Annotated in this window: 22 protein-coding genes; 10 read left to right on the top strand and 12 right to left on the bottom strand. The window is 35.9% G+C overall.

Annotated elements, in window-relative coordinates:
* The first annotated feature begins 8 nt into the window (after nt 1–8).
* Both FLB_RS09785 and FLB_RS09780 read left to right on the top strand, forming a co-directional pair.
* Nucleotides 9–692, top strand: a complete 684-nt coding sequence (locus FLB_RS09785; protein WP_064715770.1) for a ComF family protein — start codon at nt 9–11, stop codon at nt 690–692.
* Nucleotides 693–861: 169 nt separating this feature from the next.
* The gene (locus FLB_RS09780; protein WP_064715769.1) at nt 862–1,470 is read left to right on the top strand and encodes a superoxide dismutase; all 609 of its coding nucleotides are present in this window, start codon (nt 862–864) and stop codon (nt 1,468–1,470) included.
* 150 nt (nt 1,471–1,620) lie between these two features.
* Here FLB_RS09780 and FLB_RS09775 read toward each other — a convergent pair whose 3' ends face one another.
* From FLB_RS09775 to FLB_RS09750, 6 genes are all read right to left on the bottom strand, one after another.
* On the bottom strand, nt 1,621–2,391 hold the full coding sequence (locus FLB_RS09775; protein WP_064715768.1) for a Bax inhibitor-1/YccA family protein: 771 nt from the start codon (nt 2,389–2,391) through the stop codon (nt 1,621–1,623).
* A 135-nt stretch (nt 2,392–2,526) separates the two neighbouring features.
* Nucleotides 2,527–3,957 carry a pyruvate kinase gene (gene pyk / locus FLB_RS09770; protein ID WP_064715767.1) on the bottom strand — a complete coding sequence of 477 codons (1,431 nt, stop codon included), beginning with the start codon at nt 3,955–3,957 and terminating at the stop codon, nt 2,527–2,529.
* Nucleotides 3,958–3,962: 5 nt separating this feature from the next.
* The gene (locus tag FLB_RS09765; RefSeq protein WP_064715766.1) at nt 3,963–4,451 is read right to left on the bottom strand and encodes an IPExxxVDY family protein; all 489 of its coding nucleotides are present in this window, start codon (nt 4,449–4,451) and stop codon (nt 3,963–3,965) included.
* 114 nt (nt 4,452–4,565) lie between these two features.
* Nucleotides 4,566–5,306 carry a ribonuclease III gene (rnc, locus tag FLB_RS09760; RefSeq protein ID WP_064715765.1) on the bottom strand — a complete coding sequence of 247 codons (741 nt, stop codon included), beginning with the start codon at nt 5,304–5,306 and terminating at the stop codon, nt 4,566–4,568.
* 6 nt (nt 5,307–5,312) lie between these two features.
* Complete coding sequence (gene fabF, locus FLB_RS09755) at nt 5,313–6,566, bottom strand: beta-ketoacyl-ACP synthase II (protein ID WP_064715764.1); 1,254 nt, start codon at nt 6,564–6,566, stop codon at nt 5,313–5,315.
* A gap of 188 nt (nt 6,567–6,754) precedes the next feature.
* Nucleotides 6,755–6,991: an acyl carrier protein gene (locus FLB_RS09750; protein ID WP_007137004.1), complete on the bottom strand. Its 237-nt coding sequence runs from the start codon at nt 6,989–6,991 to the stop codon at nt 6,755–6,757.
* Between the two features lie 175 nt (nt 6,992–7,166).
* Between FLB_RS09750 and purN the strand changes: the two genes are divergently transcribed.
* The 4 genes from purN to FLB_RS09730 all read left to right on the top strand — a co-directional run bounded on the left by purN (nt 7,167) and on the right by FLB_RS09730 (nt 11,257).
* Nucleotides 7,167–7,730, top strand: coding sequence for a phosphoribosylglycinamide formyltransferase (gene purN, locus FLB_RS09745; protein ID WP_064715763.1), 564 nt, complete (start codon nt 7,167–7,169; stop codon nt 7,728–7,730).
* 53 nt (nt 7,731–7,783) lie between these two features.
* Nucleotides 7,784–8,263: a ribonuclease HI gene (gene rnhA / locus FLB_RS09740; protein ID WP_064715762.1), complete on the top strand. Its 480-nt coding sequence runs from the start codon at nt 7,784–7,786 to the stop codon at nt 8,261–8,263.
* A 105-nt stretch (nt 8,264–8,368) separates the two neighbouring features.
* Nucleotides 8,369–9,292 (top strand): PfkB family carbohydrate kinase, encoded by a 924-nt coding sequence (locus FLB_RS09735; RefSeq protein WP_064715761.1) that lies wholly within the window; start codon nt 8,369–8,371, stop codon nt 9,290–9,292.
* Between the two features lie 66 nt (nt 9,293–9,358).
* Nucleotides 9,359–11,257: an amidophosphoribosyltransferase gene (locus tag FLB_RS09730; protein ID WP_064715760.1), complete on the top strand. Its 1,899-nt coding sequence runs from the start codon at nt 9,359–9,361 to the stop codon at nt 11,255–11,257.
* 317 nt (nt 11,258–11,574) lie between these two features.
* Here the strand turns inward: FLB_RS09730 and thiL are convergent, their stop codons facing one another.
* Nucleotides 11,575–12,621, bottom strand: a complete 1,047-nt coding sequence (thiL, locus tag FLB_RS09725) for a thiamine-phosphate kinase (protein WP_064715759.1) — start codon at nt 12,619–12,621, stop codon at nt 11,575–11,577.
* 105 nt (nt 12,622–12,726) lie between these two features.
* Between thiL and FLB_RS09720 the strand changes: the two genes are divergently transcribed.
* Nucleotides 12,727–13,659 (top strand): 1-phosphofructokinase family hexose kinase, encoded by a 933-nt coding sequence (locus FLB_RS09720; protein WP_064715758.1) that lies wholly within the window; start codon nt 12,727–12,729, stop codon nt 13,657–13,659.
* A gap of 117 nt (nt 13,660–13,776) precedes the next feature.
* Here FLB_RS09720 and FLB_RS14550 read toward each other — a convergent pair whose 3' ends face one another.
* From FLB_RS14550 to lepA, 3 genes are all read right to left on the bottom strand, one after another.
* On the bottom strand, nt 13,777–14,082 hold the full coding sequence (locus FLB_RS14550; protein WP_064715757.1) for a type II toxin-antitoxin system RelE/ParE family toxin: 306 nt from the start codon (nt 14,080–14,082) through the stop codon (nt 13,777–13,779).
* A 5-nt stretch (nt 14,083–14,087) separates the two neighbouring features.
* Nucleotides 14,088–14,309, bottom strand: a complete 222-nt coding sequence (locus FLB_RS09710; RefSeq protein WP_064715756.1) for an addiction module protein — start codon at nt 14,307–14,309, stop codon at nt 14,088–14,090.
* Nucleotides 14,310–14,496: 187 nt separating this feature from the next.
* Nucleotides 14,497–16,293 carry a translation elongation factor 4 gene (lepA, locus tag FLB_RS09705; RefSeq protein WP_064715755.1) on the bottom strand — a complete coding sequence of 599 codons (1,797 nt, stop codon included), beginning with the start codon at nt 16,291–16,293 and terminating at the stop codon, nt 14,497–14,499.
* Nucleotides 16,294–16,630: 337 nt separating this feature from the next.
* Between lepA and dusB the strand changes: the two genes are divergently transcribed.
* Nucleotides 16,631–17,623 carry a tRNA dihydrouridine synthase DusB gene (gene dusB / locus FLB_RS09700; protein WP_064715754.1) on the top strand — a complete coding sequence of 331 codons (993 nt, stop codon included), beginning with the start codon at nt 16,631–16,633 and terminating at the stop codon, nt 17,621–17,623.
* A 62-nt stretch (nt 17,624–17,685) separates the two neighbouring features.
* Here dusB and FLB_RS09695 read toward each other — a convergent pair whose 3' ends face one another.
* Together FLB_RS09695 and rbfA are read right to left on the bottom strand one after the other, a co-directional pair.
* Nucleotides 17,686–18,885, bottom strand: coding sequence for an ABC transporter permease (locus FLB_RS09695; protein WP_064715753.1), 1,200 nt, complete (start codon nt 18,883–18,885; stop codon nt 17,686–17,688).
* Between the two features lies 1 nt (nt 18,886).
* On the bottom strand, nt 18,887–19,279 hold the full coding sequence (gene rbfA / locus FLB_RS09690) for a 30S ribosome-binding factor RbfA (protein ID WP_064715752.1): 393 nt from the start codon (nt 19,277–19,279) through the stop codon (nt 18,887–18,889).
* A gap of 259 nt (nt 19,280–19,538) precedes the next feature.
* On the opposite strand from rbfA, the gene FLB_RS09685 reads away from it, so the two are divergent.
* Both FLB_RS09685 and kbl read left to right on the top strand, forming a co-directional pair.
* On the top strand, nt 19,539–22,697 hold the full coding sequence (locus FLB_RS09685; RefSeq protein ID WP_064715751.1) for a UvrD-helicase domain-containing protein: 3,159 nt from the start codon (nt 19,539–19,541) through the stop codon (nt 22,695–22,697).
* A 31-nt stretch (nt 22,698–22,728) separates the two neighbouring features.
* Nucleotides 22,729–23,919: a glycine C-acetyltransferase gene (gene kbl / locus FLB_RS09680; RefSeq protein WP_064715750.1), complete on the top strand. Its 1,191-nt coding sequence runs from the start codon at nt 22,729–22,731 to the stop codon at nt 23,917–23,919.
* Nucleotides 23,920–23,975: the final 56 nt, after the last annotated feature.

The raw sequence follows: 23,975 nt of genomic DNA, 5'->3' as shown, positions 1-23,975 counted from the left end.
TTGATTAGATGCTTAAAAATCTCATTCATCTCTTTTTTCCACCAGTTTGCTCGGGATGTCATTCTTTTTTATTGAGCAATGAAACGGTCATTTGTACCAATTGCAGGCATCATTTACCGCAAACCCATCATCATTTGCAAACAGAAAACGAAGCATTTAAAAAATTTTATGGCAGGATTCCAGTAATTCATGCCTCGGCTTTCTTGTACTTTCATAAAAAAGGAATGGTCCAAGAATTAATTCACAATTTGAAATATCGTGGGCATCAGGAAATAGGTACGCAATTAGGATATTGGTATGCCGAGGAGTTAAAAAACAATGCATTTATCAAAAGTGTAGACGCGATTATACCCGTTCCTATTCATAAAAAAAGAAGACACAAAAGAGGATACAACCAAGTAGATACTTTTGCAAATGCTTTATCAAATGTATTAAACATTCCTGTTGAAAATCATATTTTACTCAGAAAGATAGATTCTAAAACCCAATCCAAGAAAAATTTATTGGGTAGAATGGAAGGGATTGACCAAGTTTTTGATGTGGTTTTTGAAGAAAAAGAGCATAACAAACATTTCTTATTGCTCGATGATGTTTTGACCACCGGGGCGACTTTAGAATCTTGTTCAAGAGCACTTTTGACAATTCCTGGAGCCAAAATCAGTATTGTATGTATGGCTATGGCACATTCCTAAAATTAAATTTCTCTCTAAGTTAAAAATCAAAATGGCATCTTTCAGTGTATTCTTTACTTAATGTGGTTTTCAAAAACAAAATAGGAATTATAACAAAATTGTTTTTTAAAGTATAAAGTTAATTGTATAAATTTGGATAAATTTTATAAATCAATTAAATTAAGATATCATGGCCTTTGAATTACCTCAATTACCTTATGCATACGATGCATTAGAACCACATATTGATGCTAGAACAATGGAAATTCACCATTCTAAACATCATAATGCCTATACCACTAACCTGAATGCTGCTATTGCGGGAACGGATATGGAGGGCAAAACGATCGAAAATATTTTAATCAATTTAGACAAGACTAATGCTGCTGTGCGTAACAATGGTGGTGGATATTACAATCACAATTTGTTCTGGACTGTAATGTCTCCAAATGGAGGAGGACAACCGACAGGTGAATTGCTTGATGCTATCGAAGCTTCTTTCGGTACGTTCGAAGAATTCAAAGCTAAGTTTGCTAAAGCAGGAGCTACACAATTTGGCTCAGGATGGGCTTGGTTATGTGTGCAAAAAGGTGGTAAACTTGAAGTTTGTGGTACTCCAAATCAAGACAATCCATTGATGCCTGGTGTGGGTTGTGGAGGAACTCCAATCTTAGGAATGGATGTTTGGGAACACGCTTACTACTTGCACTACCAAAACAGAAGACCTGATTATATTGAAGCTTTTTTCAATGTAATCAACTGGACTGAAGTAACAAGACGTTTTGTTTTAGAAAAGTAAAAACAAATTGTAACCAAAATAGAAAAGGCTGTCCTAACTTTTGGACAGCCTTTTTTTATGTAAAAAAGATATAGAAACTTCTACTGAACCAAATTTTATCTATGCAATTTTTGAAATTGCAATGATTTTTTTCGGAAGTTTCCTTTTTAATTAATCTTTACTGGAAAGTTTTGAGAGTAATCTAAGGAACTCTATGTATAACCAAACTAAGGTAATAAGCAATCCCATAGCTCCGTACCATTCCATGTATTTTGGCATTCTTTGATTTACGCCTTGATCTATTCTGTCAAAATCTAGAAATAAATTCAATGCAGCAATGATAATTACAAAAACGCTAATTCCAATGCTCATTAATGAATTGTCGTGGTGAATCGGAGTAAAACTCGTAAACATTGAAAACAACCAAGAAATTAGGTAATAGGTTGCAATTGCTAAAGTCGCAGCAATAACGACAGATTTGAATTGCTCCGTAACTTTTACAATTTTATATTTGTAAAGGCCCAAACAAACTAAAAAGGTAACAAATGTTGCTCCAACGGCTTGTAGTACAATTCCAGGATATTTAGCCTCAAAAATAGCAGAAATACCTCCAATAAAAAGCCCTTCAAAAACAGCATATCCAGGCGCTAAATAAGGCGATAAATGAGGTTTGAAAGCTGCAATTACTACCAAAATTAGCCCAACGATAGCTCCGCCAAAAGCAGGTACGATTGGATTCATATCATTAAACGCCATCCACCAAGTAATTGTTGCTGCGGCTGTCAGCAATAAGAAAAGGATTAGACTTTTGTTTATGGTTCCAGTCAGGGACATTTCGGAGTTATAATCAATGATTGTAGCTTGATGTACTTCGTTAGAGTTTCCTTGATTTTTGAATGTTTTGTTGTTTAAAAACGGGTTGTTCGAGTTATTAAAAGCCATAAGTGTTAATTTATAGTTATGGAATGAAAATTAATGATGGTTAAAGATATAAATACTCCGGATATTTTTAAAGTAAAATATAAATAAAAAACGCTCCATATTTTTGGAGCGCTTTTTTAATCTATACTTTAGGAATTATGCTATTTCAGATACTCTTAAAGTATTAACCATTCCTTTATCTTTGATTGGCATAGCTGCTAAATTGATTAAAAAGTCTCCTTTTTTCACAAAACCTTTCTCTTTTACGATTTCGTTTACATCAGTAACGGTATCGTCTGTGCTGACATCTTTCGTATACATAAAGGATTTAACTCCCCATAATAGATTAAGCTGTGTTAGAATACGTCTGTTTGATGTAAATACCAAGATGTGCGCATTAGGTCTCCAGGCCGATATTTGGAAAGCAGTATAACCGCTATTGGTCAATGTGCAAATAGCTTTTGCATTGATTGAGTTGGCCATCATGGCAGCATGGTGACAAATTGTTTTGGTGATATAACGATTCGTTTTTATTTGTGGTGTATTTTGAGGAACATTGATCAGTGGTGAATCTTCAACCGCTTCCAAGATTTGTGTCATTTTCTGAATAACTTGAACAGGATAGTTACCTGTTGCTGTTTCTCCAGATAGCATTACAGCATCTGCACCATCCATAACAGAATTTGCAACGTCATTTACTTCAGCACGAGTGGGAGTGAGGCTTGTGATCATTGTTTCCATCATTTGAGTGGCTACAATTACAGGAATTCTTGCCGTTTTAGCTCTTCTAATCAATTCTTTTTGAACCAATGGTACTTCGTGAGCAGGAAGTTCAACTCCTAAATCTCCACGAGCCACCATTAGAGCATCACAAAAAGCTACAATTTTGTCCATATTCTCTAGTGCTTCTGGCATTTCGATTTTGGCAATAATTGGAATTTTAAATTCAGAATGCTCAGCGATTAATTCTTGTAAATCTTGTAAATCTCTTGGTGTTTTAACAAATGAAAGGGCAATCCAGTCTAATTGTTGTTCAATGGCAAATTTTGCATCAGCAATATCTTTTTCTGTCAACGCTGGAAGAGAGATTTTTGTGTTAGGAAGATTAACTCCTTTTTTTGATTTTAGTTCTCCACCTTGAATAACTTTGGCAAGTACTTCGCTTTTTTTGTCTGTTTCAACGATTTCAAAAATAAGTTTTCCGTCGTCTAAAAGTATTCTTTCGCCAGGATTTACATCGTTCGGAAAGTTTTGATATTTCATGAAAACTTTTTTAGAAGTTCCAAGAATATCTTCTGCCGTAGTAAATGTAATTAAGTCACCTTCATTAACAAATGCTCCTTCTTCCATCACACCAACACGTAATTTTGGACCTTGTAGGTCACCTAATATTGCTGTTGTGTATCCAAATTCTTCATTTAGGCCACGAATAATACTGATTTTGTTTTTTACATCTTCATAATCAGCGTGCGAAAAGTTTACTCTAAATACATTAACTCCTGCCTCAATCATGTCTTTGATGACTTCTCTTGTACTACATGCAGGTCCTAGTGTGGCTACAATTTTCGTTTTTTTGTTTGTAAGCATTGTTGTTAAAAAATTAAATTGTTTTTTGATTTTATGGTTTCTGTTTTTACGCTATAGACCATACTTATGGCTTCTATAGTGTTTAAATCAGCAACTGTTTTTGTTTTATTAAAATTGCTATGACAGGCTTCAATTTTTAAGAAATAGTCTGCTTTTTTAAGTTCAGGTAACAAATATACTTGAGCAGCGATTTCTATATTTTGATCGAAAAACAGATTGGATTTTTGCTTAGTATCGCTCTGAATTACTTCATTTTTATTTTGAATCAGATGCCAAGTACTGTCTTTTTTAGCATCATAATAAGAGTATTTCGAGAAAAAAGATTTTCCTTCTTTTATGTCAATCAAAATGTCTTTTGGACTTCTGCCAAGATTAATGTTTAAGGCTAGATTAATGAAATAAGCTAAACGATAATCCTCCAAAGGAGTATGTATAGCAATGATAGAATAATCTATTTCTTCAAACTCATCTAAACTTACTTTGTGAATTGCCATTTCAAAAATAAATTAGCAGTAAAGGTACTACTTCTATAGAAGATTTTCTAAGAAAGATTGATATGATTTTGTTAAATCCTTAACGAAAACGATATAGTTTTAAGAAAAATAAGATTATTTCTTGTTTATTTTTTCTTGAAAGGCAAAATAAGCTCTTTGGGCTGCTTTTTCTTCAGCTTTCTTTTTGGAAGTAGCTCTTGCTTTGGCAATTACTTTGTCGTCAATACTCAATCGGACACCAAATAAACGTTGTCCATCAATGGCATTGTCTTCAAAAATATCGAAATGAAATACTCTTTTTTCTTTTTGGCACCACTCGATGACCAAGCTTTTATAGCTGATTACTTTGCCTTCTAATCGGCTAATGTCAACATAAGGTGTAATTACTCTTGAATTAATGAATTTTTCGCAGAATACATATCCTTTGTCCAAATAAATGGCGCCAATTAAAGATTCAAAGATATTACCATGAATGTTATCTCCAAAATGTTGTACCGGAACTTTGCTTTCTATGAATTGAATTAAATTTAAGTCTTTTCCTAGTTCATTTAGGTGTTCTCTACTTACTATTTTGGAACGCATTTTTGTTAAATAACCTTCGTCTCCATAAGGTGCTTTACTAAATAAATAACCAGCAATGACAGAACTTAGCATGGCGTCCCCTAAGAATTCTAATCGTTCATAATTCATAGGGTTGCCCTCTTTGTCTACTTTGTTTGAGGAACGATGTGTGAATGCTTTCCGGTAGGATTCTAACTCGGTTGGTGGAAAACCCAATATTTTTTCGAGAGCATTAAAAAAAATCCCGTCTTCGAGAGAACGGGATTTTGAAAATATTTTTTTTAAAATTCGCATACGAAATTAGTCAACTAATTTTTTAAACAATACACATGCATTGTGCCCGCCAAAACCAAAAGTGTTACTCATAGCCACATTTACTTCTCTCTTTTGAGGTGTATTTAGAGTAAGATTTAGTGATGGGTCGATTTTATCATCTACAACGCTATGATTAATGGTTGGAGGGATTATCCCGTGTTTCATGGCCAAGATAGAAGCAATAGCTTCAATTGCTCCTGCGGCTCCCAACAAGTGACCAGTCATTGATTTGGTCGAATTAATATTGATGGTTTTAGCATGATCGCCAAACACTGCACTGATCGCTTTTAATTCAGCTACGTCTCCAAGAGGAGTAGAAGTTCCGTGTGTATTGATGTGATCTACGTCTTCTGGATTCATTCCTGCATCTCGAAGGGTGTTTTTCATTACGGCAATAACTCCAATTCCTTCTGGGTGAGGAGCGGTTAAATGATAGGCGTCTGATGACATTCCGCCACCACCAATTTCACAGTATATTTTTGCGCCTCTCGCTTTTGCATGTTCGTAATCTTCAAGTACAAGTGCGCCAGCACCTTCACCTAATACAAAGCCATCTCTGGTGGCATCAAAAGGTCTCGAAGCGGTTTCTGGACTTTCATTCCTAGTAGATAAAGCGTGCATAGAACTAAAGCCGCCCATTCCTGCAATTGTTACCGCTGCTTCAGAGCCTCCAGAGATAATCACGTCACACATTCCTAATCGGATGTAGTTAAACGCGTCAATTAATGCATTAGCAGAAGAAGCACAAGCTGAAACTGTTGTATAATTGGGACCCATATAGCCATTTCGCATCGAAATGTGAGCTGGAGCAATATCTGCAATCATTTTTGGAATAAAAAAAGGATTGAATTTTGGAGTTCCGTCACCTTTTGCATAATACAATACCTCGTCTTGAAAAGTTTCAAGTCCACCAATTCCAGCACCCCAGATAACACCTACTCTTTGTTTGTCAATATTGTCGTCTGTTAATCCAGCATCTTTAATAGCTTCATCACTTGCGGCAATAGCATATTGGGCAAATTTGTCTAGTCGTCGAGATTCTTTGCGATCCATATAATCTTCAATATTGAAGTTTTTTACTTCACACGCAAATTTTGTTTTGTGTTTTTCGGTATCGTAGTATGTAATTGGAGCAGCTCCGCTTACTCCATTCAAAAGACCATGCCAGTATTCTTGGATGTTATTTCCAATTGGAGTTAGTGCACCTAATCCTGTAACTACAACTCGTCTTAATTCCATAACGTATGTGTTTTGTTAGCTTTAAACAAATAAAACCCACGCATTCTTTTATTGTATATAGAGTACAAAAGAGACATGGGTATTACAATATAAGTATTTATAAGGAGGAAAACCCCTCCACTAAGTATTAAATTGATTTTAAAAATAATAACACCCGTTTACAAGCAATGCAAACGGGTGAAAATTTATTATTTTTTTGCTTCCTCGATGTAAGAGATAGCTTGACCAACAGTAGCAATGTTTTCTGCTTGATCGTCTGGAATTTGAATGTCGAATTCTTTTTCGAATTCCATAATAAGCTCAACAGTGTCTAATGAGTCAGCTCCTAAATCATTTGTGAAGCTTGCTTCTGTTACAACTTCGTTTTCGTCAACACCTAATTTGTCTACGATAATCGCTTTTACTCTTGATGCAATGTCTGACATAATCTTTAATTTTAGAATTTAATTTGTTGGCAAAAATAAAAAACTTTATTTTAAAACTACTATTTAGTTTATAAATGTATTGGATAAAAACTAAAATTTATTTTAACAAAGGACAATCAAAGCTGTTTTTTTTCGTTTTTTATGTCGTTTTTTGCAAAATAAAATGAGTTGTAACATGAAAAAAATTGTTGTTTTTGCTTCGGGATCGGGAACAAATGCAGAAAATATCATTAAATATTTTTCGAATTCTTCTAAAGCTAAGGTAGTGAATGTCTTCACTAATAATCCCTCTGCAAAGGTGATTGAACGTGCTGCAAAATTAGAAGTTCCGTCTCAAATTTTTTCAAAACAAGAATTAAATGAAGGTTTTTTATTACAAAAAATCAATACTTTTCAACCTGATTTAATTGTATTGGCTGGTTTTTTACTAAAAATTCCTCAAAATCTAATAGAGGCTTACCCAAATAGAATTATAAATATACACCCCGCATTATTGCCAAAATTTGGGGGTAAAGGAATGTATGGCATGCATATTCACGAAGCTGTGATTGCTAACAAGGAAAAAGAGACTGGGATTACTATTCATTATGTAAATGAAAATTACGATGAGGGAGCGATCATTTTTCAATCCTCTGTTGCTCTTACTCCCGAAGATACCCCTGGAGATGTCGCAGTAAAAATTCATGAATTAGAACAAAAACACTTCCCTACTATTATAGATAATTTATTAGGTGACTAAGCTTTTAAAAGTAAATCATAATAAATCAATAAGCTAAAAACTAATTTCTCTAAATGTCACATCAAGTTCATATTTATACCGATGGAGCGGCCAAAGGAAATCCCGGTCCTGGTGGCTATGGCGTAGTTATGGAGTGGGTAGGCAAACCTTATAAAAAAGAATTCTATGAAGGATTTCGTTTAACTACTAATAATAGAATGGAGCTTTTAGCTGTAATTGTTGGCCTTGAAAAGCTAAAAAACGAAAATACTTCTGTTTTGGTCATTTCGGACTCAAAGTATGTGGTAGATTCTGTTTTGAAAAAATGGGTTTTTGGATGGGAAAAAAAGCGATTTACCGACAGGAAAAATGCTGATCTTTGGAAGCGTTTTTTAATCATTTATCGCAAGCATCAAGTAGATTTTAAATGGATCAAAGGTCATAATAATCATCCTCAAAACGAACGTTGCGATGAGTTGGCCGTGATGGCTTCGCAACAAAAGCAACTTTCTATTGATTCTTTTTATGAAAAAGAGGATCAAAAAATGATATAATAATCTGAAAATCAGTATTTATTACTTTTGTTTCTTTGAGGCTTGCAATCGTTGCAACTTTACACTTTATGAACTATCTTTGCGCCTTAATTCGAAACACAGCAAATGAATAAATTATTGATTGTTGGAACAGTAGCTTTCGACGCAATTGAAACTCCTTTTGGGAAAACTGATAAAATAGTAGGTGGCGCCGCGACATATATAGGTTTGTCAGCTTCTTTTTTCGACCTACAGTCTGCAATTGTTTCTGTAGTTGGGGATGATTTTCCACAAGAGCATTTAGATTTATTAACTTCTCGAAACATTGATATTTCAGGAATTGAAATTGTTAAAGGTGGAAAGACTTTCTTTTGGAGTGGCTTGTATCACAATGATTTGAATTCAAGAGATACATTGGTTACAGAACTTAATGTTTTGGCTGATTTTCAACCAAAAGTACCTCAAAATTTCAAAGATGCTGAAGTTGTGATGTTAGGAAATCTTCATCCACTAGTACAAAGCAGTGTTTTGGATCAAATGGAGACTACTCCGAAATTAGTAGTCTTAGATACTATGAATTTTTGGATGGATTGTGCCCTACCTGAATTACTTGATGTGATTAAACGTGTAGATGTGATTACTATAAATGATGAAGAAGCAAGACAACTATCTGGCGAATATTCTTTGGTAAAAGCTGCAGCCAAAATCCAGGAATTAGGCCCAAAATATGTAGTGATTAAAAAAGGAGAGCATGGAGCCCTTTTGTTTCATAAAAGCGAAGTGTTTTTTGCGCCAGCATTACCATTAGAAGAAGTTTTTGACCCAACGGGTGCTGGTGATACTTTTGCAGGAGGATTTTCTGGATACATTGCTCAAAGTGAAAATATTTCTTTTGAAAACATGAAAAACGGAATCATTTACGGCTCTAATTTGGCTTCCTTTTGTGTGGAGAAATTTGGAACAGAACGAATGGTTGGTTTAGAAGCAAAAGAAGTGAATCAACGCTTGAAACAGTTCAAAGCTTTGACTCAATTTGACATCGAACTATAATGACTTAAGCTCAGGGAACTGAGCTTTTTTTAATAAACTGCTTAATACAACACAACAATAAATACCATGAGTGACGCTTTACAACACGAATGTGGAATAGCTTTAGTACGACTTCTTAAGCCACTTGAATACTATAAGGAAAAATATGGTTCAGCCTTTTATGGCATCCAAAAAATGTATTTGCTTATGGAAAAACAGCACAATCGAGGACAAGACGGTGCTGGATTTGCAAGTATAAAATTAGATGTTGAGCCAGGTCAAAGATATATCAGTCGAGTGCGTTCGAATCATGCCCAACCCATTCAAGATGTTTTTGCTCAAATCAATTCGAGAATTAATGATGAACTTTCCGCACATCCTGAATATGCAGAAAGTGTTGCCCTTCAAAAAGCAAATATTCCTTATTTAGGGGAGTTGTTTTTGGGGCATGTACGTTATGGTACTTTCGGTAAAAATAGTATCGAGAGTGTGCATCCGTTTTTACGTCAAAATAACTGGATGCATCGTAATTTGATTCTAGCGGGTAACTTTAACATGACTAATGTTAAGGAGCTTTTTGAAAATTTAGTAGAGCTAGGTCAACATCCAAAAGAGATGGCAGATACGGTTACAGTAATGGAAAAAATAGGTCATTTTCTAGATGATGCCGTTACTGATTTGTATCAAGATTGTAAAAATGAAGGGTTAAATAAAAGAGAAGCTTCGCCTGTAATAGCCGAACGATTAAATGTTGCAAAGATTTTACAACGTGCTGCCAAAAATCTTGACGGAGGTTATGCTATGGCAGGCCTTTTAGGGCATGGAGATGCATTTGTTTTTAGAGATCCAGCAGGAATTCGCCCTGCTTATTTTTACCAAGATGACGAAATTGTTGTGGTGGCCTCAGAGCGACCAGTGATTCAAACGGTGTTTAATGTTCCTTTTGATGAAGTGCATGAAATCGATCCAGGAGCTGCTTTGATAATCAAAAAGAACGGAACCGTTTCTATGCAAGAAATACTTCCTGCAATTGCCAAAAAAGCCTGTTCTTTTGAACGAATCTATTTCTCAAGAGGAAGTGATGCAGAGATTTATAGAGAGCGTAAAATGTTAGGTAAACTGGTATTGCCGGCTGTTTTGGAAACCATAGATTTCGATACTGATAATACGGTGTTTTCTTATATTCCGAATACCGCTGAAACGTCTTTCTTTGGAATGGTTGAAGCGGCACAGGATTTCTTGAATCAGCGTAAAAACAATTACATATTAGCTAATAGAAATACCTTAACGACTGAGAGTTTACAGGAGTTATTAGCGGTAAAAATACGTACAGAGAAAGTAGCGATTAAAGATGCTAAATTAAGAACCTTTATTACAGAAGACAGCAGTAGGGACGATTTAGTGGCTCACGTTTATGATGTGACGTATGGAGTGGTTCAGCCAACGGATAATTTAGTGATAATTGATGATAGTATTGTACGTGGTACTACACTTAAGAAAAGTATCATCAAAATGATGGATCGCTTGAATCCTAAACGTATCGTTGTCGTTTCTTCAGCGCCTCAAATTCGTTACCCAGATTGTTACGGAATTGACATGGCCAAGTTAGAAGGGTTAATTGCTTTTAAAGCCGCTTTAGAGTTGCTTAAAGAAAGAAATCTATATCATATTGTCGATGAAGTATACGTTAAGTGTAAAGCTCAAGAGAACTTTAAAGATATTGAAGTGGTAAATTATGTTACCGCCATATATGAGCCATTTACGCCCCAAGAGGTTTCTGATAAGATAGCTGAAATGTTAAGTTCTTCTGAAATCAATGCAGAAGTAAAAATTATTTTCCAGACCGTTGAAAATTTACATATAGCTTGTCCTAAAAATTTAGGAGATTGGTATTTTACAGGTGATTACCCTACCCCAGGTGGGAATCGTGTAGTCAATCGCGCATTTATGAATTTTTATGAGGGTAAAGACGCAAGAGCGTATTAAAGAAATCATAAAATCTGTATTTAATCGGATTTTTTTGCATTTCATCGAAAAAGATTGTTAGTACTATAGCTTTATAGTAAGTTTACTAAACCATAATATTAGTAGGTTAAGTTTATGGTAGATTTGGGGCAAAAAGGGTGGAAGAGATTCCACCTTTTTTATTTTTAATGTTAAAGTGTTTTGTTTATAATAAATATAGTGCTCTTATGTTGTTTTTTTAGGATTATTTTAACAGTATTTTTTTAGACAGGTATAATATAAAAAGAGTCGTTTTCAATTTAGAAAACGACTCTTTGTTATTAATAAAAATAAGTTGATTATTCACTCAAGGCATTCCAGCCTCTTGCTTTTAATTGAATTTTTGTATTTGCACGAGTAACTAAGTGAAGGCCTTCTCCTGGTTCTGTCATGTGTCCAATAATTGTAAAGTTTGGGTTTCCTTTAATTTTATCAAAATCAGACATTGCTATAGTAAATAACAACTCATAATCTTCTCCACCGTTGATTGCGATAGTTGTACTGTCAATGTTGAATTCCTCACACACAGAAATAAATTGAGGATCTAATGGTAATTTGTCTTCATATAAATTACAGCCCACATTAGATTGTTTGCACAAATGCATGATTTCAGAAGAAATGCCATCAGAAACATCAATCATAGCAGTTGGTTTTATCTCTAAGGCATGTAATAAGCTTCGAATATCGGTTCTTGCTTCTGGTTTCAGTTGTCGCTCAATTAAATAAGTATACGCATCTAAATCTGGTTGCGAATTAGGATTTACTTGAAAGACTTGTTTTTCTCTTTCTAAAACTTGAAGTCCCATATAAGCAGCTCCAATGTCACCAGTTACTACTAATAAATCAGTTGCTTTGGCTCCATTTCGATAAACGATTTCATTTTCATCTGCTTCACCTAAAGCGGTAATGCTAATAATCATTCCTTTTTGAGAAGAAGTAGTGTCGCCACCAATGACATCAATTTTGTATTCTTTGGCCGCTCTGGCAATACCTTCATATAATTCTTCCAATGCCTCTAAAGGGAATCGATTAGAAACGGCTACCGAAACAGTGATTTGTGTAGGTTTTGCATTCATAGCACAAATATCAGAGAGATTAACTACAACTGATTTATAGCCCAAATGTTTTAAAGGCATATAAGCCAAATCAAAATGTACTCCTTCAATTAACAAGTCGGTTGAAACTACTGTTTTTCTTGTGCCAAAATCTAAAACAGCTGCATCGTCACCAATTCCTTTTAGGGTTGATTCTTGGTTAATTTCAAAGTTTTTTGTCAAATGGTCGATTAACCCAAATTCACCTAATTGAGCAATACTAGTACGTTGAGGGTTTTTATCTTCAATCATGTTTGTTTATGGTTTTAAAAAGGCAAAGGTACGAAGAATTAATTGCCAAGAATACTTCGATTTTCATTGAAAATATGCATCTTTATGTAATTAAAAATTGAAAGTATGAAAGCATTCGATATAGTGACCCTAACGGTCAACCCAGCAGTTGATAAAAGCACAAGTTTTAAAGGATTAGTAGCCGAACAAAAAATCCGTTGCGAAATCCCAAGATACGACGCTGGAGGTGGCGGAATCAATGTCTCTAAAGCGATCGCACGATTAGGCGGAAATTCTATGGCACTATTCACTTCAGGTGGCGCTATGGGACAATTGTTAGAAGAATTAGTAGCTAAAGAAAATATTGCCAGTGAGGCTGTTGCTGTGGAGAGTTGGACACGCGAAAGTTTTGTGGCGGTAGATACGAATACCAATTCGCAATACCGATTTGGATTTACGGGAGGTTCGTTAACGGAAGAAGAAAGTGAGCGATTTTTAGCTAAAATTAGGGAGTTCAAGCCTAAATTTTTGGTGGCTAGCGGTAGTTTGAATGAAGGCTTGAATGCTGATTTTTATCAAAAAGTAGCCCATATTGCAAAAGAGAACCACTCAAAATTAATTATCGATACCTCAGGAGAAGCTTTAGAAAAAGTCCTTGAAGTTGGCGCTTATTTAATCAAGCCAAACGTTGGTGAACTAGCCAAATTAATTGGCGAAGAGCGACTTGAAATGGAAGAAGTAAACGAAGCAGCCAAGAAAATTATAGCTAAAGGAGGTGCAGAAATAGTAGTGGTATCTCTTGGTCCACAAGGCGCTGTTTTGGTTACCAAAGACCATTATGAGTTTGTGCCTGCTCCTAATGTTGCCAAAAAGAGTACAGTAGGTGCTGGAGATAGTATGGTAGGAGGCATGGTTTGGGCGCTATCCCAAAATAAACCTTTAAAAGAAGTTATTCGATGGGGGGTGGCTTGTGGTTCAGCCGCCACGATGAACGAAGGCACCCAATTATTCAAAGGCTCCGATGCACAGCGTTTGTTTGATTGGTTGAAGCATAAATAGGGAAAGCCCCTAACCCCGCCTTGGCGGGGAATTAGAAACAAAAAAACTGACAATTTTTACATCGTCAGGTTTTCTTTTTATTGTCATAAAAGCTAATGCAATATTTGCAGAAAAAAATTACTTATTTCGCTTTTTCCAAATTTCAGGATTTCTCGAAGTATGAAAAACAGCAAAAACAGTAATTAACTTTAGTTCTTCGTTTACTAGATAGTGAATTAGGAAAGGGAATTTTTCAATTTTCCGACATCTCACCTCGTCGTATTTTATAGAATACAAGTAAGGGTTTTTCTTTAAAGAATTAATTTGTCTTTTAACTTGAGATTTATAGCGAAAACCCAAACCTTTTAATTGTATTTCATACCATTCAGAGGTTTCAAGGATGTCATTGAATGCGTCAATATCTATCTTTAATTTATAGCCCAAACCTTTTATAGTGTTTTAGATACTTTGTCCCAATCCAAAAGGCGTTCAGGATTAGTTTTAGCTTTAGCGATTCGATCTAAAACAATTTTTTGATGTTCTATAGGAATTTCAACATCTTCATTCCAAAGCGCATCATTGATTTTCAATCGATCTTTTGGAGATAATTGTTTAACCGCTTCAAGTAATTGACTTACACTTAAATCAATGTTTAATTTTATTGTTTCCATAAAAACAAAGTTAATGAAAAAAGGTTTTGTTACCTGTTAGCCTTATACTATTTTCTAAGTATAAATAGTCTTAATTATTAGTTTGAAAATAAATATGATTTTTAATCTAAACAAAAAAACCTGACAATTTTTACATCGTCAGGTTTTCTCTTTATTCTATTTTCTATATTCTTTTCTCTAAAAAAAACTAGTCGTTCAGTTTAAGAACCGCCATAAACGCTTCTTGCGGAATTTCTACATTTCCTACTTGACGCATACGTTTTTTACCTTTTTTCTGTTTTTCCAATAGTTTACGTTTACGAGAGATATCTCCACCGTAACATTTGGCAGTAACGTCTTTACGCAAGGCTTTTATGGTTTCACGAGCAATGATTTTAGCTCCAATTGCTGCTTGAATCGGAATATCAAATTGTTGTCTCGGAATCAACTCACGTAATTTTTCGGTCATTTTTTTACCAATCGTGTAAGCATTGCTTTCGTGAATCAACGCAGAAAGCGCATCCACCTGATTAGCATTTAATAATACATCCAATTTAACCAATTTTGAAGCACGCATTCCAATAGGAGAGTAATCAAACGACGCATAACCTTTAGAAACTGTTTTCAATCGGTCGTAAAAGTCGAATACTATTTCGGCCAATGGCATATCAAAGTTTAATTCCACACGTTCAGTGGTCAAATAGGTTTGATTCGTGATAATACCACGTTTTTCAATACACAAACTCATTACGTTACCCACGAAATCAGACTTGGTAATGATGGTTGCTTTGATATAAGGCTCCTCTACACGGTCCAGTTTTGATGGTTCCGGTAAATCTGATGGATTGTTAACGATAATAGCTGTTTCAGGCTCTTTTTTGGTATATGCCAAATACGAAACGTTCGGAACCGTAGTAATTACAGTCATATCGAACTCGCGCTCCAATCGTTCCTGAATAATTTCCATATGTAGCATTCCTAAGAATCCACAACGGAAACCAAATCCTAAAGCCGCCGAACTTTCAGCTGTAAATACCAGCGAAGCATCATTTAGCTGTAGTTTTTCCATTGAAGCTCTTAGTTCTTCAAAATCTTCTGTATCGACAGGGTAAATTCCAGCAAAAACCATCGGTTTCACGTCCTCAAAACCTGTAATCATATTGGTGGTAGGTGTTTTGGCATCGGTAATGGTGTCCCCTACTTTTACTTCTTTGGCTTCTTTAATTCCAGAAATCAAATACCCAACATCTCCAGTGGAGATTACGCTTTTTGGAACTTGATTCAGTTTTAAAGTTCCAACTTCATCGGCAAAATATTCATTGCCAGTAGCCATGAATTTTATCTTTTGACCTTTTTTGATTTCTCCATTTACCACACGGAAAATAACTTCAATTCCGCGGAAAGGATTGTAATGTGAATCAAAAATTAAGGCTTGTAAAGGTTCTTCTTTGTTACCTTTTGGAGGTGGAATTTTTTCGATAATGGCAGCCAAAATATTTTCGACCCCAAAACCTGTTTTTCCTGACGCGTGAATAATATCTTCTAATTCACAGCCCAACAAATCGATAATGTCATCGCTTACCTCCTCAGGATTGGCACTTGGCAAATCGACTTTGTTTAAAACAGGAATAATTTCTAAGTCGTTTTCTAAAGCCAAGTATAAGTTAGAAATCGTTTGTGCTTGTATACTTTGAGCCGCATCAACAATCAAAAGTGCGCCTTCACAAGCGGCGATTGAACGAGAAACTTCATACGAGAAATCCACGTGACCCGGAGTGTCAATCAAATTCAAGATGTATTGTTCGCCTTTGTAGGTGTATTCCATCTGTATGGCGTGACTCTTAATGGTAATACCACGTTCGCGCTCCAAGTCCATGTTGTCTAGCAATTGGGCTTTTTCTTCACGAGCGGTCACCGTTTGCGTAGCGCCTAATAATCGGTCAGCAAGAGTACTTTTTCCGTGGTCAATGTGTGCAATAATGCAAAAATTTCTTATATGTTTCATTTTCAATAAATATCAAATTCTATGTCATGCTGAGTCCAATCGAGTACTGAGCGCAGTCGAGTACTGAGCGCAGTCGAGTACTGAGCGCAGTCGAAGTAGGGCGTGCCGGCAGAAAAAGCCGTCGTGCTATCCGCTATATCTTTTATTCCGCTATCGCTACATAAAAGGATGCCGCTACTATCACTCACGCAAACCCTGCTAAACGACAAATAATCTGCAAATATACGCTAAATTCAATAGCTTCAAAGCCAACAACAACCATATCTAAAAAGTCTTTCAAAATAACCTTTTTATCCTTTCGCTTAAAAACCGTAATTTTGCAAAAAATTACCTCAAGATGGTCAAAATTGGCAACATAGAACTTCCAGATTTTCCTTTACTTCTTGCACCTATGGAAGACGTAAGCGACCCGCCTTTCCGTAGATTGTGCAAAATGCACGGTGCCGACTTAATGTATTCCGAGTTTATTTCTTCTGAAGGATTGATTCGCGATGCCATCAAAAGCCGAATGAAGTTGGATATTTTCGATTACGAACGTCCTGTTGGTATACAGATTTTTGGTGGCGATGAAGAGGCGATGGCGTTATCGTCTAAAATCGTTTCTACCGTAAACCCAGATTTAATTGATATTAATTTTGGTTGTCCTGTAAAGAAAGTCGTTTGTAAAGGCGCTGGAGCAGGAGTTCTAAAAGACGTCGATTTGATGATTCGTTTGACCAAAGCAGTTATTGATAGTACGCATTTACCTGTAACCGTAAAAACCCGTTTGGGCTGGGACGATAATTCTATCAACATCGATGAAGTGGCTGAACGTTTGCAAGATATTGGCGTTGCGGCATTAAGCATTCACGCTAGAACACGCGCCCAGATGTACAAAGGTCATTCCGATTGGTCTCACATTGCTCGTGTGAAAAACAATCCAAGAATTACGATGCCGATTTTTGGAAACGGCGATATTGATTCTCCTGAAAAAGCATTAGAATACAAAAACAAATACGGTGTAGACGGGATTATGATTGGTCGTGCCGCTATTGGTTATCCTTGGATTTTTAACGAAATCAAGCATTTCTTTAAAACAGGAGAACATTTGGCCAAACCCACCGTTGCTGATAGAGTAGAAGCGGTTCGCAACCATTTGACTTGGGCTATGGACTGGAAAGGCGAACGTCACGGAATTGTAGAAACAAGACCGCATTATACCAATTATTTCAAAGGAATTCATTCGTTCAAAACCTACAAACAACAATTGGTTACGCTCGATAAACCTGAAGAATTATTTGCAGTTCTTGACGAGATTATCGATGCTTATTCTGGGTATGAAGTGGTTTAAAAATTAAATCTGCTTCAGATTTGCCACGAATTCACTAATAATTCGTGAATTCGTGGCTTTTTTTAATCCAACAACTTCTTACTCACACGACTACTAGCAATCAACGAAGCCAAAAAGCCAAGCGTGATAATGGTCACCATTACGATTGCGATGTTTTCAAAACTAAAAACGACTGGATAAGCCAATGTTGGGGTAATCATAATCCACTCGAATTGTTGTTGCAATAGCACAATTACGATGCCCAAAAGCAATCCAATGATTCCGCCATAAACACTCAATAAAGTCCCTTGTAGCAAGAAAATATTGCGAAGACTCTTGATTTCGGTTCCGAGATTGAATAAGGTTTTCAGGTTGCCTTTTTTGTCTAAAATCATCATAATCAAAGCGCCAATCAAGTTAAAAAGCGCCACGACAATCACTAAAGTAAAAATCAGATACACTGCAATGTTTTCGGTGTTCAACATTTTATAAAGCGACTCGTTCAACTGCGCTCTGTTTTTTAGCGTGATTTTATTTTTGAAAATCGTTTGTAGTTGCTCAATAATATTGTTTTCATCCGCATTGGGGCGGAGTTTAAATTCTATTCCCGAAATTTGATTGGGTTGGTATTCTAGTAATTCTTGCGCCAATCCCAAATCGGCAAAAACGTATTTTGAATCCAAATCTTCACTAATCGAATAAATCCCAATCGGAATCAAATCCGTTTGATTAAAGGCTTCTGATGGAATCGTAATCGTCCCTTTGCCCGGCCTTGGCACCATAACTTCAAGCGCCGTATTGTAATCAAACAAACCCATCGAGAATTTTTGCGCCATTCCGTATCCTACCACAACTTGATAGGTGTTGGGTTGCAGCCATTGCCCGTTGTACAATTTTTTTTCAATGGCGTTTACTTTGGTGAATTGCGTGTCCACTCCTTTCAAATAAGTCACTTCTTGCTTATCTGCAAAAGTAAAAAGCACTCGTTCTTCAATAATTTTGGAGAAGGAAGCAATTCCCGCTATTTTTTTGATTTCTTGGTCTTGTTGGGGAGTAATAAAAAACGATTTGCCAAGCACTGGAGCTGCCTTCAAATCGGGATCAATTTCATTGGTAAACGAAAGACTAAATTCTTTCAAACCACTAAATACCGACAGCACTACAAATAGCGCCATAGCACCCACAATGATGCCCAAACTAGCTATGCGATTAATAATGTTAATAGCGCTGTTTTTGCTATTACTTCTAAGGTACCGGTGCGCGATGTAAAGCGGGAAATTCAATTTAAAACTGTCTTCGTTTTTCTAATAAATCTCTGTTTTCAATAGGATTTTCCTGATTTTTCAAGGCATTGTCGATTTTCTCGATATAATCCAACGAGTCATCAATAAAGAAAACCAAATTAGGAACTCTACGCAATTGCAAACGAACACGTTGCGACAAATCGTGTTTAATCAAGTTGGTATTCGTTTTTATGGCTTCTAATGTTTCTTTTGCCTTCTCTTGAGGAAAAATACTTAAATGCACCGTAGCTACCGATAAATCTGAGGTTACCACTACTTTGGATACTGAAATTACTAAGTTAGTAACGCCATTTTTTCTCACTTCACCTTGCAAAATGTCCACCAAATCTTTTTGGATGACACCGCCTATTTTTTTCTGTCTATTTGTTTCCATACTGCAAAAATACTACTTTTAAGCTTTATTCGAACAAATTTTCAACGGAACAATCCTGATTCTAAAATATTCCGATTAGTAATCAGGAGCTATTTCCTGCTGTACGCTATATCTTTGCTGCCGAACCCCGGCAGCAAAGGATGCCGCTTCCATCAGGGCTAGGGTTTAGGATAATCGAGAGATTTTATTTTTATTGTTCACTATTATCCTTTCAGAGTTTTGAGAGGAAAAGACGAAAGGTTTACAAATAATCACAACTATGCAAAGCACTTCCTTTTCAATTTATGACGCATCTGCTGGCTCGGGGAAAACCTACGCATTGGTCAAAGAATATCTCAAAATTATTTTGGTCGCCCCCAAAAACGATGCCTATCGTCATATTCTAGCCATCACTTTTACCAACAAAGCGGTACAAGAAATGAAGAGCAGGATTGTAGGTAGCCTATCTGAATTTGCCAAAGACGAACCCAATTCGAAAGCGCTTGATTTAATGCAGGATTTGGCGATTGATACTCAGTTGTCTTTGATTCAAATCAAAACCAAAGCGCAACAAATCATCAAGCATATAATTCATAATTATGCCGCTTTTGATATTTCTACCATCGATAAATTTACACATAAAGTCATTCGTGCTTTTGCTCTCGATTTGAATTTGCCAGTAACATTTGAGGTCACACTAGATACCGAAAATTTACTAGTCGAAACCGTAGACGCCATTATTGCTCAAGCTGGCGAAGATGCAACGCTAACGCAACTACTCATCGATTTCACTATGGAAAAAACCGATGATGATAAGTCTTGGGACATTTCAAGGGAAATATTAGAAACGGGTCGACTAGTGCTAAATGAAAACAATCGTAACGAAATTGCGCAATTTCAAGACACTACGATTGGTGAATTTGTAAAAATAAAAGAGAAGTTACTGCAACTTAATCGCGATTTAGAACAAGAGACGATGTCTGGGGCAGCTGCAATTTTAGAGCAAATCAATTCGAATGGCATTGATTCAAAATCATTTTCTGGTGCTTATTTTCCAAAGCATCTTTTGAGTATTCAAGAAGGAAAATTTAATCCTAAGAACAAAACCTATCACGAATTTGACGATATAAAAATCAACAAAACAGCCAAAGATAGAGCGATTATAGAGGTCTTAATTCCTGAATTTTTGAGTCAGTTAGCTGCTATTTATAAAGTTTTTGAAAAGATTAATTTTTATAAAGCCTTTCTAAAAAACATCACGCCTTTGTCCTTATTGAATACGGTCAGCAACGAATTGGCCAAAATTCAAGAAGAGCAAAATGTGCTTTCCATTGCGGAGTTCAATGCGATTATTCATCGAGAAATTCAAAACCAACCAGCCCCGTTTATTTATGAGCGTTTGGGTGAGCGCTATCGTCATTTTTTTATCGATGAGTTTCAAGATACTTCCGAAATGCAATGGCAAAATCTCATTCCGCTAATTGATAATGCCTTGGCGGGTCAAGATGATTATGGCGTAAAAGGAACGTTGATGATTGTGGGCGACCCGAAACAATCCATTTATCGTTGGAGAGGCGGGAAAGCAGAGCAATTTATCGCCTTGAGCAAAGACCATAATCCGTTTAGCAATCCAGATAAAAAACTGATTCATTTGGATAAAAATTACCGAAGTTATTCAGAAGTAATTGATTTTAATAATGCTTTTTTTAAGATGTTATCGGCTGAATTTACTAATGAAGATTACAAAGATTTATACGAAAATCACAGCCATCAAAAAGCAAATGATAAAACGGGAGGTTATGTAAATATTTCATTTATTCCTCAGTCAGCGACTAATGAGGAAGAGGAGGAAACACTTGATAAAACAGCATTGTATGTTTTGGCAACATTGCAAACGATTCAAAAAGTAATCGCTCAAGGATTTGAATACAAAGACATCGTTATTCTTACCCGAAAACGCGAACAAGGAATTGCGGTAGCAAATTATTTAACGGAACAAAACATTCCGTTGCTGTCCTCAGAGACTCTGATGATACAAAATGCCACGGAAGTTCGTTTTTTGATTCATTTGTTGCGCTATTTGAATAATAGCAATGACTTAGAAGCCAAGGTGAATTTTTTGTATTTCATTGCCAAAAACAAACAAAATCTATTTGCTGTCCCTGATTGCATTGCGCAAGGAATGGCATTGTCAAACGAAGTTGATTTTGAGGCTTGGTTGCAGCAGTTATTTGGGGTGCAATTTTCATTTCAGGATATCCGAAAAAAAGCCTTGTATGAAGCGGTCGAGATTAGTATTGCTAAGTTTTTGACTGCAGAAAATAGCAATTCGTATGTGCAATATTTTTTAGATATTGTGCTTGAGCGAGACATTCGCAATCAAGCTGGAATAGCAGATTTTTTAGTGTTTTGGGAGAAAAATGGTTCCAAATTCAGTATTCCTTCTCCAGAAGGCAGCAATGCAGTTCGAATAATGACCATTCATAAATCCAAAGGGCTGGAGTTTCCTGTGGTAATTATGCCTTTTGCAGAAGAAGATTATTCACGAAAACCCAAAGATAAACTATGGCTCGATGCCGAAAAGGAAGAACTTGGATTAGAGAAAGTTTTGATTGATAATAGTAGTGCGGTTGAGGGTTTCGGAGTAGAAGCATCCGAAGTTTACCATCAAAAAAAGCAAGAAGAATTATTGGACAATATCAATGTTTTGTATGTGGCATTGACTAGGGCAGAGGAACAATTGTATATTATTTCTAATATGAATTTGTCCAGTAAAGGTGAGGTGCCAAAGAACAATATGTGTACTTTTTTTATCCAATATTTAGAGAGTAAAAATCAATTTGATAGCGAAAAATTATCCTATGATTTTGGTTCTGCTACTAAACTTTCAAAAGCGGTAAAACATATCGATTCTACCAAGTCAATTCCAGTGATGGAAGCGTTTTTAGACCCCAAAAATATTAAGATTGCTCAAAAAGAGGCCTTAATGTGGGGCACACAACAGCAAGAGGCCATTGCTTATGGAAACGTGGTGCACGAAATCTTGTCACTGGTAAAGTATAAAACAGATATTGAAAAGGCCATCGAAATTGCTTTGGCAAATGGTTGGATTCATTTCGAGCAAACTGCAACGGTGACGCAAACGATTCAAGCCATTGTTTCACATCCTGAGTTGGTGGGGTATTTTGAGGAAGGAAATCAGGTTTTTAATGAGCAAGCCATTATTCAAAACGAAGGAAAAACAATGAAACCTGACCGTATGGTTTTGCAAGGCACCAATGAAATGCTTTTGTTGGATTACAAAACAGGAGTTCATAATGTTAAATATCAGCAGCAATTGGAGAATTATCAAGAAGCTATTGAGAAAATGGGATATAAAGTAGTTAAAAAGGTATTGGTATATATCGGATTAGCAATCGATATAGTAAATTTGTCATAAAAACTAAATTTAGAATATAAAAACACATACTATGTACGGTAAGATACAAGAATACTTGCAAAACGAATTGCAAACCATCGAAGCTAATGGCCTTTTTAAGAAAGAAAGAATCATAACTTCAGCGCAAGGTGCAGAAATTACAGTGAATGGTGAAACGGTACTTAATTTTTGTGCCAATAATTATTTAGGACTTTCTTCGCATCCCGAAGTAATACAAGCTGCAAAAGACACTTTAGACTCTCACGGCTTCGGTATGTCCTCCGTTCGTTTCATTTGTGGTACGCAGGATATTCACAAAACCTTAGAAAAAAAGATTGCCGATTTTTATGGTACAGAAGACACTATATTGTATGCAGCAGCTTTTGATGCGAACGGAGGTGTTTTTGAACCTTTATTAGGAGAGCAAGACTGTATTATTTCAGATAGTTTGAACCATGCTTCTATAATAGATGGTGTGCGTTTGTGTAAAGCGGCTCGATATCGTTATGAAAATAGCAATATGGAAGATTTAGAGCAGCAACTAATCAAAGCTACTGAAGCAGGTACACGTTTTAAATTGATTGTTACTGATGGTGTTTTCTCTATGGATGGACTTGTAGCGCCCTTAGATAAGATTTGTGATTTGGCTGATAAATACGACGCAATGGTAATGGTAGACGAATGTCACGCTGCAGGTTTTATTGGAGCCACAGGAAAAGGAACATTAGAGGCTAAAGGAGTAATGGGGCGTGTTGATATAATTACAGGTACCCTTGGAAAAGCTTTAGGAGGAGCTATGGGTGGCTATACTACAGCTAAAAAAGAGATTATTGAAATATTACGTCAACGTTCAAGACCTTATTTGTTTTCAAATTCATTGGCTCCAGCTATAGTTGGTGCCTCTATTAAGGTCTTCGAATTGTTAGAGAAAGATACAACCTTGAGAGATCAGTTAGAATGGAATACCAATTATTTCAAACAAGGGATGCTTAAAGCTGGTTTTGATATAATTGATGGGGATTCAGCTATAGTGCCTGTTATGTTGTATGACGCTAAATTAGCACAAACAATGGCTAATGAATTGTTAAAGAATGGGGTTTATGTTATAGGCTTCTTTTTTCCAGTAGTGCCAAAAGAGAAAGCTAGAATCAGGGTTCAATTATCGGCAAGCCATACTAAGAAGCACATAGACAGTGCTTTGGCTGCTTTTGAAAAAGTAGGGAAAGCTTTAAAAGTTATTTAAAGCAAACAGCTTCGTTATTTTTTGTAGGTATTTTTTATCTTTTAATTTTGTCACTA

Origin of the sequence: Flavobacterium succinicans (assembly GCF_001662485.1) — a bacterium.
Taxonomy (GTDB): domain Bacteria; phylum Bacteroidota; class Bacteroidia; order Flavobacteriales; family Flavobacteriaceae; genus Flavobacterium; species Flavobacterium succinicans_A.
The sequence above is the reverse complement of the archived record's forward strand: the minus strand, read 5'-3'. Positions and strand labels throughout refer to the sequence as shown.

Coding starts and splice junctions, on each gene's coding strand:
- FLB_RS09735 (WP_064715761.1), top strand. CDS start 8,369: ATGAATAAATTATTGATTGTTGGAACAGTAGCTTTCGACGCAATTGAA.
- rnhA (WP_064715762.1), top strand. CDS start 7,784: ATGTCACATCAAGTTCATATTTATACCGATGGAGCGGCCAAAGGAAAT.
- FLB_RS09750 (WP_007137004.1), bottom strand. CDS start 6,991: ATGTCAGACATTGCATCAAGAGTAAAAGCGATTATCGTAGACAAATTA.
- FLB_RS09720 (WP_064715758.1), top strand. CDS start 12,727: ATGAAAGCATTCGATATAGTGACCCTAACGGTCAACCCAGCAGTTGAT.
- FLB_RS09785 (WP_064715770.1), top strand. CDS start 9: ATGCTTAAAAATCTCATTCATCTCTTTTTTCCACCAGTTTGCTCGGGA.
- FLB_RS09775 (WP_064715768.1), bottom strand. CDS start 2,391: ATGGCTTTTAATAACTCGAACAACCCGTTTTTAAACAACAAAACATTC.
- purN (WP_064715763.1), top strand. CDS start 7,167: ATGAAAAAAATTGTTGTTTTTGCTTCGGGATCGGGAACAAATGCAGAA.
- lepA (WP_064715755.1), bottom strand. CDS start 16,293: ATGAAACATATAAGAAATTTTTGCATTATTGCACACATTGACCACGGA.
- thiL (WP_064715759.1), bottom strand. CDS start 12,621: ATGATTGAAGATAAAAACCCTCAACGTACTAGTATTGCTCAATTAGGT.
- rnc (WP_064715765.1), bottom strand. CDS start 5,306: ATGCGAATTTTAAAAAAAATATTTTCAAAATCCCGTTCTCTCGAAGAC.
- FLB_RS09730 (WP_064715760.1), top strand. CDS start 9,359: ATGAGTGACGCTTTACAACACGAATGTGGAATAGCTTTAGTACGACTT.
- dusB (WP_064715754.1), top strand. CDS start 16,631: ATGGTCAAAATTGGCAACATAGAACTTCCAGATTTTCCTTTACTTCTT.
- FLB_RS09710 (WP_064715756.1), bottom strand. CDS start 14,309: ATGGAAACAATAAAATTAAACATTGATTTAAGTGTAAGTCAATTACTT.
- FLB_RS09685 (WP_064715751.1), top strand. CDS start 19,539: ATGCAAAGCACTTCCTTTTCAATTTATGACGCATCTGCTGGCTCGGGG.
- kbl (WP_064715750.1), top strand. CDS start 22,729: ATGTACGGTAAGATACAAGAATACTTGCAAAACGAATTGCAAACCATC.
- FLB_RS09765 (WP_064715766.1), bottom strand. CDS start 4,451: ATGGCAATTCACAAAGTAAGTTTAGATGAGTTTGAAGAAATAGATTAT.
- fabF (WP_064715764.1), bottom strand. CDS start 6,566: ATGGAATTAAGACGAGTTGTAGTTACAGGATTAGGTGCACTAACTCCA.
- rbfA (WP_064715752.1), bottom strand. CDS start 19,279: ATGGAAACAAATAGACAGAAAAAAATAGGCGGTGTCATCCAAAAAGAT.
- pyk (WP_064715767.1), bottom strand. CDS start 3,957: ATGCTTACAAACAAAAAAACGAAAATTGTAGCCACACTAGGACCTGCA.
- FLB_RS09780 (WP_064715769.1), top strand. CDS start 862: ATGGCCTTTGAATTACCTCAATTACCTTATGCATACGATGCATTAGAA.